Annotated in this window: 19 protein-coding genes and 1 tRNA gene; 12 read left to right on the top strand and 8 right to left on the bottom strand. The window is 33.0% G+C overall.

Features of this window, described 5'->3' with window-relative positions; genetic code table 11:
- Nucleotides 1–13: 13 nt before the first annotated feature.
- From ACNQF8_RS03940 to ACNQF8_RS03925, 4 genes are all read right to left on the bottom strand, one after another.
- On the bottom strand, nucleotides 14–406 hold the full coding sequence (locus tag ACNQF8_RS03940) for a Dabb family protein (protein WP_206531504.1): 393 nt from the start codon (nucleotides 404–406) through the stop codon (nucleotides 14–16).
- A 143-nt stretch (nucleotides 407–549) separates the two neighbouring features.
- Complete coding sequence (locus ACNQF8_RS03935; RefSeq protein WP_417952933.1) at nucleotides 550–1,200, bottom strand: hypothetical protein; 651 nt, start codon at nucleotides 1,198–1,200, stop codon at nucleotides 550–552.
- 56 nt (nucleotides 1,201–1,256) lie between these two features.
- Entirely contained in the window at nucleotides 1,257–2,123 is an 867-nt protein-coding gene (locus ACNQF8_RS03930; RefSeq protein ID WP_417952932.1) for an alpha/beta fold hydrolase, read from the bottom strand.
- Between the two features lie 12 nt (nucleotides 2,124–2,135).
- Complete coding sequence (locus ACNQF8_RS03925) at nucleotides 2,136–2,657, bottom strand: DinB family protein (protein WP_417950875.1); 522 nt, start codon at nucleotides 2,655–2,657, stop codon at nucleotides 2,136–2,138.
- A 99-nt stretch (nucleotides 2,658–2,756) separates the two neighbouring features.
- On the opposite strand from ACNQF8_RS03925, the gene ACNQF8_RS03920 reads away from it, so the two are divergent.
- Together ACNQF8_RS03920 and ACNQF8_RS03915 are read left to right on the top strand one after the other, a co-directional pair.
- Nucleotides 2,757–3,101: a winged helix-turn-helix transcriptional regulator gene (locus tag ACNQF8_RS03920; protein WP_165152212.1), complete on the top strand. Its 345-nt coding sequence runs from the start codon at nucleotides 2,757–2,759 to the stop codon at nucleotides 3,099–3,101.
- A gap of 154 nt (nucleotides 3,102–3,255) precedes the next feature.
- The gene (locus ACNQF8_RS03915; RefSeq protein ID WP_417950874.1) at nucleotides 3,256–3,738 is read left to right on the top strand and encodes a DNA N-6-adenine-methyltransferase; all 483 of its coding nucleotides are present in this window, start codon (nucleotides 3,256–3,258) and stop codon (nucleotides 3,736–3,738) included.
- Here ACNQF8_RS03915 and ACNQF8_RS03910 read toward each other — a convergent pair.
- Nucleotides 3,733–3,936, bottom strand: a complete 204-nt coding sequence (locus ACNQF8_RS03910) for a hypothetical protein (protein ID WP_114753713.1) — start codon at nucleotides 3,934–3,936, stop codon at nucleotides 3,733–3,735. The two genes, ACNQF8_RS03915 and ACNQF8_RS03910, sit on opposite strands and share 6 nt — an antisense overlap.
- Nucleotides 3,933–4,700 (bottom strand): DpnI domain-containing protein, encoded by a 768-nt coding sequence (locus ACNQF8_RS03905; protein ID WP_417952931.1) that lies wholly within the window; start codon nucleotides 4,698–4,700, stop codon nucleotides 3,933–3,935. The genes ACNQF8_RS03910 and ACNQF8_RS03905 overlap by 4 nt, the downstream gene beginning before the upstream one ends.
- Nucleotides 4,701–5,338: 638 nt before the next feature.
- Between ACNQF8_RS03905 and ACNQF8_RS03900 the strand changes: the two genes are divergently transcribed.
- The 6 genes from ACNQF8_RS03900 to ACNQF8_RS03875 all read left to right on the top strand — a co-directional run bounded on the left by ACNQF8_RS03900 (nucleotide 5,339) and on the right by ACNQF8_RS03875 (nucleotide 11,560).
- Nucleotides 5,339–6,139, top strand: coding sequence for a TIGR04255 family protein (locus ACNQF8_RS03900; protein WP_417952930.1), 801 nt, complete (start codon nucleotides 5,339–5,341; stop codon nucleotides 6,137–6,139).
- Nucleotides 6,132–6,767, top strand: coding sequence for a hypothetical protein (locus ACNQF8_RS03895; RefSeq protein ID WP_417952929.1), 636 nt, complete (start codon nucleotides 6,132–6,134; stop codon nucleotides 6,765–6,767). Before ACNQF8_RS03900 ends, ACNQF8_RS03895 begins: the two co-directional genes overlap by 8 nt.
- 58 nt (nucleotides 6,768–6,825) lie before the next feature.
- Complete coding sequence (locus tag ACNQF8_RS03890) at nucleotides 6,826–7,236, top strand: hypothetical protein (protein ID WP_417983463.1); 411 nt, start codon at nucleotides 6,826–6,828, stop codon at nucleotides 7,234–7,236.
- Nucleotides 7,237–7,914: 678 nt separating this feature from the next.
- A complete protein-coding gene (locus tag ACNQF8_RS03885; protein WP_417983461.1) occupies nucleotides 7,915–8,487 on the top strand; it encodes a hypothetical protein in 573 nt (190 codons plus the stop codon).
- Nucleotides 8,488–8,751: 264 nt separating this feature from the next.
- Nucleotides 8,752–9,345, top strand: a complete 594-nt coding sequence (locus ACNQF8_RS03880) for a recombinase family protein (RefSeq protein ID WP_417952926.1) — start codon at nucleotides 8,752–8,754, stop codon at nucleotides 9,343–9,345.
- A gap of 661 nt (nucleotides 9,346–10,006) precedes the next feature.
- Nucleotides 10,007–11,560 (top strand): recombinase family protein, encoded by a 1,554-nt coding sequence (locus ACNQF8_RS03875; protein ID WP_417952925.1) that lies wholly within the window; start codon nucleotides 10,007–10,009, stop codon nucleotides 11,558–11,560.
- Here the strand turns inward: ACNQF8_RS03875 and ACNQF8_RS03870 are convergent.
- Both ACNQF8_RS03870 and rseP read right to left on the bottom strand, forming a co-directional pair.
- Nucleotides 11,526–11,599 (bottom strand) — tRNA-Asn (locus tag ACNQF8_RS03870). The genes ACNQF8_RS03875 and ACNQF8_RS03870 overlap by 35 nt on opposite strands.
- A gap of 138 nt (nucleotides 11,600–11,737) precedes the next feature.
- Nucleotides 11,738–13,081, bottom strand: a complete 1,344-nt coding sequence (rseP, locus tag ACNQF8_RS03865) for an RIP metalloprotease RseP (protein ID WP_417950872.1) — start codon at nucleotides 13,079–13,081, stop codon at nucleotides 11,738–11,740.
- A gap of 224 nt (nucleotides 13,082–13,305) precedes the next feature.
- Here rseP and ACNQF8_RS03860 point away from each other — a divergent pair, with 224 nt between their 5' ends.
- The 4 genes from ACNQF8_RS03860 to ACNQF8_RS03845 all read left to right on the top strand — a co-directional run bounded on the left by ACNQF8_RS03860 (nucleotide 13,306) and on the right by ACNQF8_RS03845 (nucleotide 17,715).
- The gene (locus tag ACNQF8_RS03860) at nucleotides 13,306–14,373 is read left to right on the top strand and encodes an NADH:flavin oxidoreductase/NADH oxidase (RefSeq protein WP_417950871.1); all 1,068 of its coding nucleotides are present in this window, start codon (nucleotides 13,306–13,308) and stop codon (nucleotides 14,371–14,373) included.
- Between the two features lie 106 nt (nucleotides 14,374–14,479).
- Nucleotides 14,480–15,520 carry a Gfo/Idh/MocA family oxidoreductase gene (locus tag ACNQF8_RS03855; RefSeq protein ID WP_417952924.1) on the top strand — a complete coding sequence of 347 codons (1,041 nt, stop codon included), beginning with the start codon at nucleotides 14,480–14,482 and terminating at the stop codon, nucleotides 15,518–15,520.
- Nucleotides 15,521–15,687: 167 nt separating this feature from the next.
- The gene (locus tag ACNQF8_RS03850) at nucleotides 15,688–16,899 is read left to right on the top strand and encodes an MFS transporter (RefSeq protein ID WP_417952923.1); all 1,212 of its coding nucleotides are present in this window, start codon (nucleotides 15,688–15,690) and stop codon (nucleotides 16,897–16,899) included.
- A gap of 462 nt (nucleotides 16,900–17,361) precedes the next feature.
- Entirely contained in the window at nucleotides 17,362–17,715 is a 354-nt protein-coding gene (locus ACNQF8_RS03845) for a carboxypeptidase-like regulatory domain-containing protein (RefSeq protein ID WP_417952922.1), read from the top strand.
- Nucleotides 17,716–17,873 lie beyond the last annotated feature (158 nt).

The following is a 17,873-nucleotide window of genomic DNA, read 5'->3' as shown; positions in this document are numbered from 1 at the left end:
ACACCTTCAATATTTATACATCTATAGCATCATAAACCACGACCTTTTCCCATAAATGAGAACAGTTCTTTATAAAATCCTGATGAATTGGATGGTCTTGATATATTTTTTGGCCGGCTTCATCATCAAAAAACATGAGTTCTGAAACACTCCAAGAAGTGTCAACAACCTCACGCTTCTCTGTCGAAGCTATTACTCCTACATGAATTTTACGAATCGTTGGAATTGCCGCCAAAGTTTTCAAACCAGAAATCAATTGCTGTTTATCCGCCTCCGATTGAGGGTTTTTTAGCCAAAAAAATACATGGTGCAACAAGAATTTTTTCTTTGGACGCATTGCAAAGCCCATAATACCTGCAACTCCAAATAAAGCTGCGGAACCAATAAATCTTCTACGTATCATCATTTATTTATTTTAATAGGTAAATATCGAAATTTAATAAATAGAAAAAGAAAAATAACACCTTTTATTTGTTGGGATAGCTTGGCATAGAAAGCCCGAAATTGCTGTCAGGTTTTTATCCAAAAATTATCAGATTCATGAATCAATTATTTCTTCGTTACTTTTAAATCTTTAAAAAATCCTATTGTTCCTATTTCAACCCAAAGCGCAATACTACCTTTTTTAGAAGTTCCAAGCATTTTTGTAACGATAAAGCTAGGTGATTTTTGGTTATTAATATATAAAACCGCCTTTTCATCCTGAAATTCAATACGTACATCAATCCATTCGTTTAAACCAATATCAGCATAGGTTTCATACAAACCATTTGCTTCTTTTCTCAATCGGCTAAACGTATTATCAGGATAGGAAAAATACTGAATGGTGTGGTTGCGCCTCAATTGATCATCGGCTCTGCCATTACTTGGACGAAGGTAAATGGCATCAAAATTTTTATTTTCTGGGTCTACTCTGTAAGCTACTCCTATAAATCCCCGCGCAGCAGGAAAAGGAGAATTTTCCATGATTCGGCTTAACATTTTAACTTCAATCGTTCCGTTCTCGATGTCAACATTCGTTAATTTAACGTAAGTAGGACCATCAGTTGAGGCGTCAATATTTTTTTCATCAAAAGGAAAAGCAATTAAATCACGCTCCACTTTTAAGACTTGAACACCGTCCATATTCACGATTGCTACTTTGGTATTCACCGCTTCAAATTCCTTATTCTGCCAAGTAAATTTTTGAGCAAAAGCCATCGTTATATTTAAAAGAAGGACGCAGTATAAAATTACTTTTTTCACGTTCAACGGATTTAGTTTTCTTTTATAAACGGAGCGATACTAGCCCAAGTGGCGTTAAAATTTAAAATAAAAGCAGGATGACCAGCATTTGGAACAATCGCTAACTGGTGATTTGGAATCAGCATTGCGGCATTGAGTACGTTTTGAACCGAGTTGCCCTCATCTCGGTCGCCCGCCATCACTAAAACGGGGCACTGTATAGAACTTAGTAATTCAGCTCCTACGGTAAGTTGGCTATAACAAGTCGCGATTTGCTGAAACACCTCTTTCAATCGATTCGGTTCTGGCATTAAGTCGCGTTGTTGTGCCCAAAATTCCGAATCCATTTCCATCGCTTGATTAAAGTTGAAACTAAAATCTCTTAATCCGGGATATAAAACACCCGCGCCTATCACAATCATTTTTTTAACTTCATCAGGATACATCGAGCCAAATTTATAAGCGGTAAATCCGCCATCACTAAATCCAAGAATCATTACTTTTTCTGTGGTTACTTTACGGATTACAGCCAATACATCATTTGCTCTTTGTTCTAATGTCAATGGTTCGGTTCCTATTTCCGATTTACCATGCCCACGAGTAGAAACTGCTATTACCTGAAAACGTACGGAAAGGCTGTCTATGATTTTTGCCATTTCTACGGTTGAACCAAACAATCCACCATGTAATATTACAATGGGTTGTCCTTTGCCATATACTTCATAATAAATTTTGGCATCTTTTGATTGTACATAATGTCCCGCGAGTGGATTATTTCCATAGGGAATGGTATTTATTTGTTCGTCTTTGCTTTGCATGAAATGACGCAACGGTTTTTGTGCAAATACACTGGAGCAAAAAACAACATGTATTAAAAATGCTAGTATTAATTTTTTCATTTTATAAATTTATTAAAACAATTTTTCAGCTGGAGGAGTAGCGCCTACCAATCGTAAATAAACAGTAGTTTGTGCTCTATGATGAGTTTGATGTTCAAAACACTTATTTAGTACTTGTGCTCTGCTCAAGTCAAATGTACCGAAAAGTTTAATTTGTTCCCCAAGTTTACTATTAGGATATTTTTTGATGTTATTAATAGCAAAATCATAGGCAGCCATTACTTTGGCGGTTACACTTGCTTTATTCTCATCAGCAGATTTTTCTAAATCTCCAAAACCTACTGGCGGCTTTTCATCGGTAGCAGCACCTAAGAAACCATATATGGCATCGCTCAAGTGTAAAACCTGAACTGAAAAAGAACGCATTTCTTTTGTTGGTTTAAAGGAATAGCCACTTTCAGGCATGGCATCCAGATACTCTTTAGTATATGCTTTGGCTCTTTCCCAATCTTTAACGATATCCTCTGTTCCTGTTTGTGCATTTAAATTACTTATAGATAAAAATACGGTCAGAAGGAATACAATCTTTTTCATGTTTCTTGTTTTTATAGTTTTTTACAAATTTACAACCATTAGTGTATATTTGTAACCAACAAATTAAATACCGGTAACCCGTAGGTTACTAGAAATTATATGAGATATATAGAAAACCCTTATGATTGTCCCGTAACAAGAGCCATGTCTATTTTTGGAGGTAAATGGAAACCTATAATATTGAATTGTATTGGTGAAAGTTCATTGCGTTTCGGAAAACTAAACCAATTAATGCCTGCTATTTCAAACAAGGTACTTTCTAATGAATTAAAAGAATTAGAAACATTGGGTTTAATCGAAAGAAAAGAGTTTAAAGAAAGTCCTCAAAGAGTAGAATATACCTTATCTAATTCAGGGAAAAGTTTGATGCCTGTTTTGCATGAAATTGCAAGCTGGGGTAATTCAAACGAGGCCAAAAAGATTGTTACCGAAATGGTTAAATAGAAAATCCCATCCATAATATTTCATTCTGACAAGGAAAAAAGATAACACATTGTAATTCAATAGATTTTGTTTTTTTTATAATTTATTGAAAATGATCATATTACGTTTGTAAAATCCAAATATTGATCTAATATTTGTAGCAAATAAATGTTTTATGAATACATCGTTTGAACGTTGCGAAAACACAAAAGTTGAGTGGTTAACTCCACCTAATTTAGTTTTAAAATTAGGTGAATTTGATTTAGATCCTTGTAGTCCAATAGATGCTCCTTTCTTACATGCAAAAAATAATTTTACAATTATTGATGATGGTTTGTCAAAAGATTGGTTTGGTAAAGTTTATTTAAACCCACCTTATGGAAGGGGAATGGAATTATGGCTTGAAAAATTAAAATTTCACGGAAACGGTATTGCATTAATTTTTGCAAGAACAGAGACAAAATGTTTCTTTGAGCATATTTGGAATAATGCAGATGCAATATTATTCGTAAAAGGGAGAATAAGATTTTACCATATTTCAGGTATTCAAGCAGGAACACCAGGAGCTCCAAGTGTATTTATTGCTTATGGAAAAGAGAATGCGCTGGCTTTAAAAAATTCGGGTATTATAGGTAGATATTTGGAATTAAAATCATGAGATTTCATAAATAATAAATTCAGCAATGTTGAATTCAGCATCAATTATCCATTCGTTTTCAATTAGAAGTTTTTTTAATGCTTCATCCTCATTGATGACATTTTCAACTATTCCTATTACTTGCATGTTATTTACTTCGTATAAACTGTTTGGGGCTTCAGTTGAGCCTTCGGGTGAAATAAATATATATTTTTTCATATTTCAATTTTTTTATAATTTCCTCTTCCGTTAAACTCTATTAATCCTCGATCTCTCAAAAACTGTAATTGTTGACGGATTTTGTCTTTGATATGATTATTGTTTGGATATTTAATTTTTAATCTATTTTCAAATGCATATAATTCATCTAATGTAAATGTTTGCTTTTTAATTTCTTCAACGCAATTTAAAATATCCAAAATCCAACCTCTTGTTTCTAAATTTTTAGTTTTTAAAAAATCAGTGTTTTTTAATTTTATGTATACTTTTTCTTGTTCAATTATTTTTGAATCTTCTACTATAAAAATCCTTCCACTTTGAGGAACTTTCGAAATGTCAATATTACAACCAATCCAACCAGCTCGTTTAGCGGTAATGGATAAAGGTTTTCTTTTGATGATAATTTCTGGAGTGAAAAAATGTTTTGGTATTACCAAGAAATTATTAACCTTATTATTATCATATGTTAAAAAGAAGAAATTAGGGTTTGTATCCGAAGTAATCCTTTTTATCATACTATCATAAGCTCCATCATTAATTATAGTACTTAACTTCCCGTTTTTACTTTTTAATTCGAACTCTTCTCTACAACCTAAACAATAGAAATCGGCAACCGGCATATTGTTTTCAAAATCGTTTAATGGTAATTGACCGCAGTTTGGACAGTATGAATTTTCTTTAACCCAATTTTCAGTTAAAATTCTTGCAATCTGCGAATTGCTTTTATATCCTAGAGCTAGATCTAAATTAAAATTCAAGTTCATTAAAATAATATTTATGGAAAAGAAAAAGCTAATTGAGTGAGAAAATGTTTTTTTAAACTCGTCTATTCAACAAAGATTTTGCTACTATTCTTTTTTATCAAAAATACTGTTTTATTATAATTTATTTCGTTTTTCTTTTCGTTGGGGAATATTGGTTTGTGCTGCAGCTTTTTTTGGAGTAGGAGGAAATTGTGATAAGGCAATGCAACATCAATTTTTAGTTTTTATTTGCAAGTCTCGCTTTCACTACCGCTTTAAAACAAAAAAGACCTTACATTGCTGTAAAGTCTTTTTAAAAAGCTCCCGTGAATGTTGTTATTTCGAACCAATTTAAGGAAGATTTAAAGAAATTATATTACTTACATGATAATATTAAAGAATTGCTTTAAAAGATTTAGCAGTAATGATGGTGATTTTTTAGCTGTGGCCATGGTAGGTATTCAACCAAATTATTTTTATTAAGGTTTATAAATTCCCCCCGATTGTAATTTTAAGAACCTTAATAAAAATAATTTAGTAATTAATTAGCTATATTAGCATGAAAAATAACCTTTTTAATTAATACCTTTGCAAAATAATTAGGGAGGGAAATTTTTCATACTTAATTTAAATTATTTTCATTTATATTTATAAAAAAAATGTTTGGATTTCCAAAAGTAGATTATTCAATAAGAGATTCTTTTAAGCAAAATTTTCTTAGAACAGTAATTGTTCAAATAAAATTTGAGCAAACTGATGCTTTATTCAAAAACAAAAATAAAATTTTATCTGATTTCCAAGAAAGATATCCAAGGCTTAACGATAATGTTTCTAATAATTTTCAAATACAGATAAATAAAAATGAAACACCAATTGTTAATACTTCAAAAGGGAAAGGTTTTGTGCTTAAATCTCTGGACGGAAATAGAAGTGTAAATTTTACTGAAAACATCGTTGAAATAAATATTAACGGAAATAGCTATAAGGATTTTTCTGAAATTTTAGATTTTGAGATAAATAAGATTATAAAATTATTTTTAGAATTAAATATTTCCGTCGTTAATAGATTAGCAATTAGAAAAATTAACATTATTGGCGTTGGTATTAATGAAAATACTACCTTAACCCAGATTTCAAAGAACTTACTAAACGAAAAGATAGGTTTTAGTTTTGATTGTTTTCCAATGGAAGAATTAATTCAGCAAAATATTAATACTATTAATTATTTAAAAGATAACGATGGTTTAAACATTAGAATTGGTCACGCCATTCCACAACAAGGGTTACAAATTCAAAATTCAAAAGTAGGGCATATAATTTGTGATATTGACAGGTACAATATTGCTTCAATTGAATCTAATAGAATTTCAGAAGTTTTGTCTTCAATAAACGAAGAAATATTTGACGTTTTTTTATGGTTTTTAAACGATAATTCATTAAAAATATTAAAAAATGAATAATTATAACATTGTAGATATTAATTACACTAATGATTTTATACAAGAAATAGTTGATGAAAAATATAATAGTTATATTTCATTAAAACCCTTGTCCTATATTTTATTATTTGGTGTAACAACAGTTTTTGGGGCAAATTTGCCTCAGGAAAAAGCACCAGTTTTCAAAACATCAGAAATTGAAATCATGTCTAATTTTGATTTTCAGATAGAAGAATATCAAAAAGATATTTTATTAAATGAAAATTATTGTGACATTGAGTGCGTTAACAATGAAAAAAAAGAGTGGATTGAAACTATATTGTCTTTTAAATCATTACATGAAAGCTGGGATGGATTCGGAGCTTTACCACTTGAGATTAAAAGCGCATCCAATGCTATAACATTTTTACAAAATATAGATTCCAAATTTGATTTTATAAGTCCTGTGGATGTATCTCCAAACCCTAGCGGTACGGTGAATTTAGTTTGGGAAAATGAAGATAATGAAAGATTGGCTGTTGAAATAGGTAATAAAGAATTATCTTTTTACACAAAATTTAATAATGTAGAACCTGAATTTTTCAACAACATTGATATTACTACCTATAACATTGAAGACATTACTCGAAAAATTCAAGCTTTATTTTAAAGCTGTTCCTAGCTTAATAGCTGATAGTGAGAAAATTGTTAAAGTAGTTTTTTCTCCTATGAATTTTAATAAAAGCGGGTTAAGAGGAAATGCTTTTCGATGTAAACGAGATGATTTATCCGTAAATAGACTTGATTACACTACCTTAAACTTTTGTAAAAGGCAAGGGATTAAATTAGAAAAATCATCCAACATGCCTAATAAACGTTTTTATGGTATTGCTTTATTATTTGCATTAGAGATTAGAAGTTTGGCAAGTATAATATTTCGCCCAGTAAAAGGGAACAAAGCTCATGCTGAAATCGTTACGGGACATATTCAAGGAGAAGTTGGGGAAGTGTCTTCGGCGCAGTACAATTATATGACAGATGAATTGGCAAAAAAATCAAGAATTTATATTGATGAAAATTTAACATCAAACTGGTGGGAAGCTGATAATGTAAATGAGATTTTAGACATTAAATTATAGTCATAAATTCATTGTGAAATGAATTAGAAGGAAATTTAATTGTTAATTATATTTATAATGGTTTTTTAAGATTATAGTTCTTAAAACCAAATTTTTTCTTAATAAAAATTCAAATTTGAACTTACTATAGTAATTTTAACCATGTAAAAGACGTTACAGGGAATGATTTATTGAGCAAAAACACGCTTTTTAAGACCAATAAGTGTTGTTTTGATATGTGCACACTCACGTTAATGATTAATTTTTAATGTCCAGTAAGGATGTGGTTATTCTATATACCCTTCCCACTGGAATTTTTTTTATAGTGTTTGCGGGGGTTGTTATTTGTCTTTACCCCTCTTGTTATGGTGACGATGAAATTTTAAGTCATACTACAATCAGATTTTTATTTAAAAACTCTACCATTTTATATTTTAAATTTTATAGTGTCTCATTTTGGGACACTAATATTTTTGTGGATTAATTTTTTTTTTAGAAAAAAAGTACCAAAAAGCTACACTTTTGCAGAAACTTCAGTATTTATATTAGTAGATACTTGGTTGCGCCCCTTGTAAGGAGTTCTTGTATTTAGTCAATAACAAAAAATATAAATTTAAAAATTAAATGAAATATGAAAATTTAAAAGCATTTATTAAAAGTACAAAATGTAGTAAAAGTAAAATATATAGGTTTTACAAAATGAATGAACAATTAAAAGCTGAAACTAAATTAAAAGGAAAAAGATATTATCCTGAAAGTCATTTAAAATATTTTAGTAGCGAAATAATGTTCGATGAAAACAAGGTACTAACATTAGAAAATCGATCAATGAGAAATTTGATTGATTGTTTAGTAGATAGAAATAGTTTAGCCAGTAGATTATGGGAAATGGATTGGTCATTTTTTTTTACTGTTGCCTATAAAGTTGAAAGAAATAAAAAGTCTTGTTTCAAGCAAATGCACAGAATGTTTGAGTTTTTAATTTCAAAATATGGTGATGATACAAGTTTGCGGTTATTTTTTACGACGGAACCATTTTCCAATAGAGCTGGATTTCATAATCACTTTGTAATCCATGTTGATAGCAAAATACTTCATGAACAGATTGTTAATGAAATAAAAAATTATTTTAGTTATGATAGGGTCGATGTAAGTATTTATGACCGCTATAAAGCTGGATTGTTTTACGTCGCAAAGAATGGGCTGGTGAACGAGGATTGGGATGTTTTAGGAAATAATTTAGGTGATAATACAATTAATTATGAGAATTAAGGTGACAATAAAACAGTTTAAATTATTGTTAGCTAACTTTTCCGTCTTGAAAGAAAAAGGTTTGGCACTGCAAGTAAAAGGCTCAGTAATTAATAATGTTTTAAAGAAATAGCATCATACCATTTTTAGACTATAGTCATTCTCTAGCATAGCAATAGTATAAACCTCAACACAAAACAAGGATTACAAGTGTACTAAAAATAACTACCCTAAAATTAGCACACATGAAATAATTTTATATCTTTGTAGTGTAATAAAATAGATATGAAAGCAAGATATAATAGAATTTCGACGGCGAACCAAAATTTAGAAAGACAATTAGCTAAGCAAAACCCAGACGAGGTTTTATATAATGATGTGGTCAGTGGTTCAGTTACTTTTTCTGAGAGATTGAGAGGTGGTGACCTATTGAAAGATATTGAAGCTGATAAAATTAATTTTGTGGTAGTGTCGTCAATCGATAGATTGGGAAGAAATTTGCACGATATTGTTAATACATTGGAATTTTTTAATGATAAAGGGGTAGTGTTGAGGGTTGATAATTTAGGTTTAGAATCACTGGTTTTGGGTAAGCCCAATCCAACATTTAACCTTATCGTTAGTGTTATGGCAAATGTAGCTGTAATGGAGCGTGAAACATTGCTAGAAAGACAGCGTGAAGGAATTAGTATTGCTAAGGCTAAAGGAATTTATACAGGACGTGTGAAGGGTTCGGTTGAGTCTGATGATGAGGTGCTGGCAAAATATAAGGAAGTGGTTAAATTCTTAAAGATGGGAAAATCATTGAGAGATATTGTTGGTAGGTGTGGGGTGTCACTTGGGACTGTGCAAAAAGTTAAACAAATAATTAAGAAATAAGATGAAACAATTTAAAATTAAGATGTGTCTAGGAGCAAGCTCGACGGAAACTTATGTGACTGCGAGCAATAGTGCCCATGCTTTGGTGATAGCCCGAAAAATGTTTCCGATGGCCCGAGTTGTTTGGGCTAAGGAAATATAAGATTTACTGTAAATTTTTTAAAACCGAGTAATTAAGTTTGCTCGGTTTTTTTTTGTTAATAATTAATAGACTTTACAATTTTTTTGAATTAATATTTTAAAAATTTGGGATTAGGTAATTAAAATAATATTTTTGTTATGTGTTCCGATTACTGTTAAAGTATTCGAATCCAGATAAATAAAACAATTTGTAACCGATGGGCTATTTTCGCTCGCTGGATATCGATTGTTTTTTTTTGGCCTAAAATAATCGTCCACCAATAAAAGAGAAATGGTGAGTAAGCAAAAATGAGTTTAGATAGAGAAAAAATTAATGAAATAACGTTAAACATCGTCCACGAAATAAAAAAGAATTTGTGACTGAGAGAATAAATGTTAAGTAAAACTGAATGTAAAAAAATTTTAAATAAAAAAGGGATTTGTTATAGCGACGAAGAAATTGAAAAAATAAGAGAGGTATTGTATCAAATCGCAGAGATTATGTATAGCCAAAAAAATAAATAAAAATAAACAAAACAAAATGACAAAAATTAATGTAATCACTTACGGGAGAGTAAGTACAGAAGAGCAAAAAGAAAATGGTTTTAGTTTAAACCACCAAGAAGAAATGCTGAAAAAATATTGTGAAATTAAAGAATATAATATTCTTAGGCACTATGTAGAGGATTATTCGGCAAAAACTTTTAACCGTCCAGAATGGAAAATATTGATGGATTATGTTAAAAAGAATAGAAATTCTATAGACATGATTTTGCTTACAAAATGGGATAGGTTCTCAAGAAATGCAAAAGGTGCGATGGCTGTTATAAGAGAGTTATTAAAGATGGGAATAATTGTAAATGCAATTGAACAGCCCTTAGATATGACTATCCCAGAAAACAAGTTAATATTAGCAATGTACCTTGTAATGCCCGAAATAGAAAACGATAAGATTGCTCAAAGGACAAAAGACGGAATGCGTCGGGCAAAAAAAGAGGGTTGCTACATGGGTAAAGGGCCTTTTGGTTACTCTAATGCTAAGGTTCTTGAGAAAACGTCAATAGAACCTAATTCAGATTCAAAAATTGTAATTAAGGCGTTTAAAGAAGTAGTGAAGGGGCTAGAACCAGTTGAGGTAATTAGAAAAAAATTTAAAGAGAAGTATGGGCTAAAACTTGAAAAACAACAATTTTATAACATGCTGAGAAACATAACTTACTGTGGTATGATAAAAATTCCAGAGTACAAAAAAGAAAAAGAGAAAACCATTACGGGAATACATGAACCGATTATTGATTTTGAGCTATTTAAAAAGGTCCAAAATGTTTTAGATGGTAGAAAGAATTCTGATGCTAAATTTCCGACCAGTGTAAGCGATTTGTTCCCCTTGCGGGGGAATTTTGTTTGTCCTAATTGTGGAAAACAAATAACGGCCAGTAAGTCTAAAGGGAACGGGGGGCATTATGAATACTACCACTGCAAATCGTCTTGTAGAATTCGATTGAAAAAAGAAGTGGTGCATGATAGAGTGCAAGTATTACTAAATAATATTTCATTAAACGAGAATGCAAAAGAGCTATTTAAAGAAGTTTTAAGCGATGTTATACAATCTAATAGCGTAGATGCTAAAACTCGCATAAAAGTACTGCAATCAGAGCAAGAATCGATCAGAATGTTGTTGGAAAGTACAGAGGATAAATACATAGCAAATGGGCTATCACCAGAAGACTATTTTAAGATTAAAAATAGATATTCAGATAGAATATCAGATATTGAAAACAGCATTGATACACTAAAGGAGAATGATACTGATTTAAAGAAGTATGTGAGTGATTCGGTTAATTTATTATCGCAATTGGGAAATGTATTCAACCACTTGCAGAATAAGGAAAAAGGTTCGTTTTTGAGGGTTATTTACCCAGAAAACATAATACTGGAAAAAGAGTGTTTTCGAACCAATTCTGAGAATGTCTTAGTGGAGCTTATGACTAGAATTTACGGAGGTTCGCAAAGTATAGAAATGAAAAAAGCCACTCCGAAGAATGGCTTTTCCATTGTAGCTCCCTCTCTTGGGCTCGAACCAAGGACCCTCTGATTAACAGTCAGATGCTCTAACCAACTGAGCTAAGAAGGAAACTGTATATTTTTATTCTGATACTGAATGAACGTTTTTGGTTGCTTATTGGTGAAGTGTGTTTCACTTGTAAAGCGGTGCAAAGATAGGCTATCATTTGGTTTTTGCAAATAAAAAACGAACTTTTTTTATTTTTTTTTACTTCCCTACAATTGACTTGTAAATGTCATTTCCGTTAGCAAATAGTAACAGTGTTATAAGTAATACGAAACCAACCATTTGCGCATTCTCTAAGAATTTATCGCTAGGTTTTTTACCACTGATGATTTCATATAATAAAAACATTACGTGCCCACCATCAAGTGCTGGAATAGGCAATAAGTTCATTACACCAAGCATAATTGATAACAAAGCAGTGATGTTCCAGAAAACTTCCCAGCTCCAAGTATTAGGAAAAATATCAAATATCGCTTTAAAACCACCTACTTGTTTGTAAGCACCAGTGCTTGGACTAAAAATCATTTTCAATTGTTTTCCGTATCCTAGTAATTGATCTTTTCCTTTAGTAATCCCAACCGGAATAGATTCTATGAAACTAAATTCCTGTTTGCTGATTTTATAGTAACCTAGTTTCTTTAATGATTCCATTCCTAAGCTTCCGATACCAATTCCTAATTTTGCATCTTTAGAAACAATAACTTGTAACGGAACTTGTTTTTCATCTCTTAAAACAACAGCCGAAATGGTTTTGTTTTTATTCTTTTCTAAAACTGAAGTAACTTGGTCATAATATTTGGTCGATTGTCCATTTAAAGATAAAATAATATCTTTTGGCTGTAAATTAGTATTCAATGACCCTTCAGAAATTGAGGTTATGGCAAACGGTTTTCTAATCGAAACTAAAGAACCTTTTTCTAATTTAGACAATTGATCCACAAAATCAACTGGTATTTTTATAGTTTGCTCTATTCCATTTCTTTCAATCAAGACTTCTTTGGCCATGATGATTTTGATATTTATGTCATTGTCATACTTGACAATTTTTTCGCCATCAATAGCAATGATTTTATCTCCGGTTTGAAAACCTACTTTATTCATTGCTGGATTCTCAATCAAAAGACCGTCTTTCAAATCTTCATTAGCAATATAGGTATCGCCATAAGCAAATGCCATTCCAATGTAAATGATAAAAGCCAAAATGAAGTTGACGGTAACGCCTCCCAACATAATAATCAAACGTTGCCAAGCCGGTTTTGAACGGAATTCCCATGGTTGCGGAGGCAAAGCCATTTGTTCCTTGTCCATACTTTCGTCAATCATTCCGGAAATTTTTACATAACCGCCCAAAGGCAACCAACCGATACCGTATTCAGTTTCGCCAATTTTCTTTTTGATAAGGGAATATTTAACATCAAAAAATAAGTAGAATTTTTCGACTCTGGTTTTAAACAATTTAGCAGGAATGAAATGTCCTAATTCGTGAAGTATAATCAGTAATGATAAGCTCAATAAAAATTGAGAAAGCTTGATAACTATGTCCATTTATTTGTCATTGCGAGGAACGAAGCAATCTAATCCTCTTATTAATTTAAATTTTTAACTCACAAAAGTAAGGTTTTCTATTTGTTTATTTTACAATAATTGTTCCATACCATTTTAAAAATTTGTTAATTAATGTAAATTGAATTCTAAGTTTGAGTTGTGAATCTTAACTTTACTTTTTTGAAATGAGTATTTCTTGTTTCTTTCACTTTTAAAATAAAGATATGTCGTCAAAATTATTTTCTCCTCTCACAATAAAAAACATCACGCTCAAAAATAGAATTGTTATTTCACCAATGTGCCAATACTCGGCCCAAGATGGCTTTGCCAATGATTGGCATCTCGTACATCTTGGAAGTCGCGCCAGCGGTGGAGCAGGATTAATCATTCAGGAAGCGACTTCAGTTTCTCCCGAAGGTCGAATTTCTCCCGAGGATTTGGGACTTTGGAAAGACGAGCAAATCGAAAAAATGCAGCAGATTAATCAATTTATTATCAGTCAGAAATCCGTTCCCGGAATCCAACTGGCGCATGCCGGAAGAAAAGCAAGTGCCGCATCACCCTGGAACGGAGGTCGAAAACTATACGCAACACAAGGCGGCTGGGAGACCGTGGCGCCAAGTGCAGTTGCGTATCATCATACTGAAAACCCACCCGTTGCATTAGATGAAGCGGGAATTGTAAAAGTAATTTCCGACTTCAAATCAGCAACAAAAAGAGCCGTTCAAGCAGGTTTTCAGGTAATGGAAATTCATGCCGCACATGGGTATTTGTTGCATCAGTTTCTTTCACCATTATCCAATTTTAGAACCGATGCATACGGAGGAAGTTTCGAAAACCGAATCCGTTTAACACTCGAAGTCGTGGATGCAGTTCAATCAGAATGGCCGGAAAACCTGCCTTTATTCGTTAGAATTTCAGCTACAGACTGGGCAGAAGGCGGATGGAATGCTGAAGAATCTGTAAAGCTGTCGAAAATATTAAAAGAAAAAGGGGTGGATTTAATCGATGTTTCTTCGGGAGGATTAGTGTCGCACCAACAAATTCCGTTGGGCCCAAATTACCAAGTTCCTTTTGCGGAAAGCATAAAAAATGAAACTGGAATCCTGACAGGCGCTGTAGGTTTAATTACTTATGCCGCTCAAGCCGAGGAGATTGTCGCTACAGGAAAAGCAGATTTAGTGTTATTTGCCAGAGAATCCCTTAGAAATCCGAATCTGGGATTAACATTCGCCCATGATTTAAATGCGGATATCGAATGGCCAAAACAATATGAAAGAGCTAAAATCTAAATAGTAGCGTCTTTCTTTTTTAAAATTGAAGTATAAAAACCATTTTAGAAATGGGACTTCATTCAATACTAAAGTGAACCGAGATAGGCTCCATAAAAATAATACCATGCAAAAAATAAAAACTGCTTTGCTTTCCTACGGAATGTCCGGAAAAGTATTTCATGCTCCTTTTTTAAATTTTCATCCCGGATTTGAACTACTTGGTTCTTGGGAACGAAGTAAAAAATTAATCCACCAAGATTTTCCTTCGGTAAAAAGTCACTCCACGCTGGAAGAGTTGTTAGATGATGATGTAGATTTAGTCGTTATAAATACGCCGGTGGAAACACATTATGAATTTGCAAAAAAAGTCCTTCTTGCTGGAAAACATGCCATTGTCGAAAAAGCTTTTACCACAACGGTTGCCCAGGCGGAGGAATTAGCGGCTATCGCCAAAGAAAAAGGATTGAAACTGGCCGTTTTCCAAAACAGAAGATGGGACAGCGATTTCAAAACCGTCCAAAAAATAATTACGGATAATATGCTTGGTGAAATTGTGGAAGCCGAATTCCATTTCGACCGCTACAATCCTATTTTAAGTCCGAAACAACACAAAGAAACGGCCAATTCCGGTGCTGGAATTCTGAAGGATTTAGGACCACATTTGATTGATCAAGCGTTATGTTTATTTGGTTTGCCACAATCCGTTTTTGCTGATATACGGATCACACGAGAACATTCTTTGGTAGATGATTATATTGATATTTTACTGTATTACTCCAATTTCCGTGTCCGACTCAAAGCAGGATTTTTTGTTCGGGAAGCGATTCCAGCCTTTGTTATTCATGGTAAGAAAGGTTCGTTCCTGAAACCGCGTGGTGATGTTCAGGAAGACGAATTGAAATTAGGAAATAAACCAAATTTAGAAATGTGGGGAACGGAATCCATTGTAAAACGAGGACTTTTGCACACTGAAATTAATGGAGAAATTGTTCAGGAAATTATACCCACACTTCAAGGGAATTACTACGACTTTTTTGACGGAGTTTATCATTCGATTACAAATGACGCTATAGAACCGGTGACGGCACAAGAGGGTGTTCATGTTATGCAAATTATTGAAGCTGCGATACAAAGCAGCGCGCATAAAAAAGCAATTGACCTATAAAATCTACCGCGAATTCGCTTATTTCTATACTTTTTTAAAAATTAGCGAATTCGCGGTAATCATTTTTTATAAACAATAACGTTGTATTTTTCCTCAAATGTGTTGTTTTGACACAACCAATGAATGGTTTTTGTAATTTTGACCCCTTAATGCTAAAATAAATCACTTTGATAGATTTAAACTTTTTAGGAAGGTCAAAAACTAAAGCCAAACTCAAGAAAACATACACAGAAGCCAAGGTTTCTTATCTGAACAGAATCCGTTGGGCGGTGTCCATGTTCTACTTTGGGATGGGTTTGTGCTTTGCCACTTGGGCTAGCCGAATCCCGGATATCAAAACCGCATTGGATTTGAGCGAAGGCGATTTAGGAAGTATTTTATTCGCTTTGCCATTAGGACAATTAGTGATTATGCCTTTTTCCGGAAAATTAGTCACCCGTTTTGGCAGCCACAGAATCTTGATATTCGCCCTTTCACTATATGTTTTTAGCATGACAAATTTAGGCTTGGCTGCAGCGGCTTGGCAATTGTCATTGGGATTATTTGTGTTTGGAATCTTTGGAAATCTATCTAATATCGCTGTAAACACACAAGGCGTTTACACCGAAGTGCTTTTCAAAAAAACCATCATGTCATCTTTTCACGGGATGTGGAGTTTTGCCGGATTCATGGGAGCATTAGTAGGACTTGCAATGCTGGCTTTTGAGTTAACACCGTACATTCACTTTCTCATTGTGGCCGGAATCGTATTTTTGATGATGGCGTTCAATTATAAGTTTTTAATAAAAGCCAAAGAAACTATCCAACCCAAGAAGAAAAAATTATTCTCAAAACCGGACAGTGCGCTGATTTGGTTGGGAATAATCGGGTTTTGTTGCATGGCCAGCGAAGGCGTCATGTTCGACTGGAGCGGCGTTTATTTCAAGGATGTCATCAAAGCGCCAGGACCATTAGTTATTCTGGGGTACACTTCCTTTATGATTATGATGGCCGGCGGAAGATTCTTAGGAGACGGTCTGATAGGTAAATTTGGTCGAAAAACCGTCTTACAAATCAGCGGCATCATGATATCGGCCGGACTTTTTACAGCAGTATTCTTCCCATTTGTCATTCCCGCAACCATCGCGTTTATGTTTGTTGGATTGGGAGTTTCCACCATAGTTCCCACAGTGTACAGTGTGGCCGGAAAAACCCCAAATGTATCGCCCAGTGTAGCCTTAACCACGGTTTCCAGCGTCAGTTTTCTGGGTTTTTTGATGGGTCCGCCAATCATAGGTTACATAGCGGAGCTGTCAAGTCTTAGATTTTCATTCGCATTCATCGGCGTTTTTGGGATTCTTATCGCCATTATGGTGTCCCGAATCAAAGCAATCGAGTAACTATAAATTTTTAGGAGCACTACATTTCGTTTCCACAAAAACAAATTCTCCCGCTGTTCGCAGTATCTTTCCAGTCCTGAAAAAGCTCAGGACTGGAAAGGATACTTACTGCCATCGGGGCTAAAGACTACTTTTTATATTTATAAGAAATTTTTTATTTAAAATTAATTGTATATTATTTTTTTGTATATTTAATATTATAATTCCTTCAATAAGGAATTAATAAAGAATAAAAAATTTCAAATACCACTCTTCTATAATCATTCCCATTGGGATTTACGTCCCATTTTTCCAAAATTCATTTTTAATTATTTTCAAGTTGTTGTCCAATTTCGGATGACGCTTTCTATGCTTTTTGTTCAGCCGTTGAAATTCCTTTCGACGGTTGAACTTTTTGCTAGGAATAAAAATTCGCTTAATCTTAATTTTAGTCAATGTAAACCATCATCAAAATTTGAATATATGAATAAATTTTACCTCGGGTTTTTTTTTATGTTTCAAATAGGATGTACTTTAGCACAGAATAACACAGGATTTTTTGGAAAAACCGTGGACTCAAAAACACAAAATCCATTAGGTTTTGTCGTCGTCAGTGTTCAAAATACGACTTTAATGCAACTCACTAAAGAGGATGGTAATTTTAGTTTTGATTCCGTTCCCACAGGAAATATTTTGCTACTTATTCACAGTCAGGGCTTCAAAGATGGCTTGTATCCTGTCGAAATTACGGAAGGAAAAATGCTGGATTTAGGAACCATAACTTTAGAAGAAGACCAATCCACAGAACAACAAAACAGTATCATCACAACTTATTGAAAGCGATTTTGGCGAAGACAACAGCAATTCCGAAAGTACTTCTGGACTCCTGCAATCCTCCCGTGATGCTTTTCTGCAAGCCGCTGCATTCAACTGGGGACAAGCTCGTTTTAGAGTTCGGGGATTAGACAGCGAACATTCCACGATGATGATTAATG

The organism is Flavobacterium labens (assembly GCF_048286755.1).
GTDB lineage: Bacteria > Bacteroidota > Bacteroidia > Flavobacteriales > Flavobacteriaceae > Flavobacterium.
This window is presented reverse-complemented; position numbering and strand designations above follow the sequence as displayed.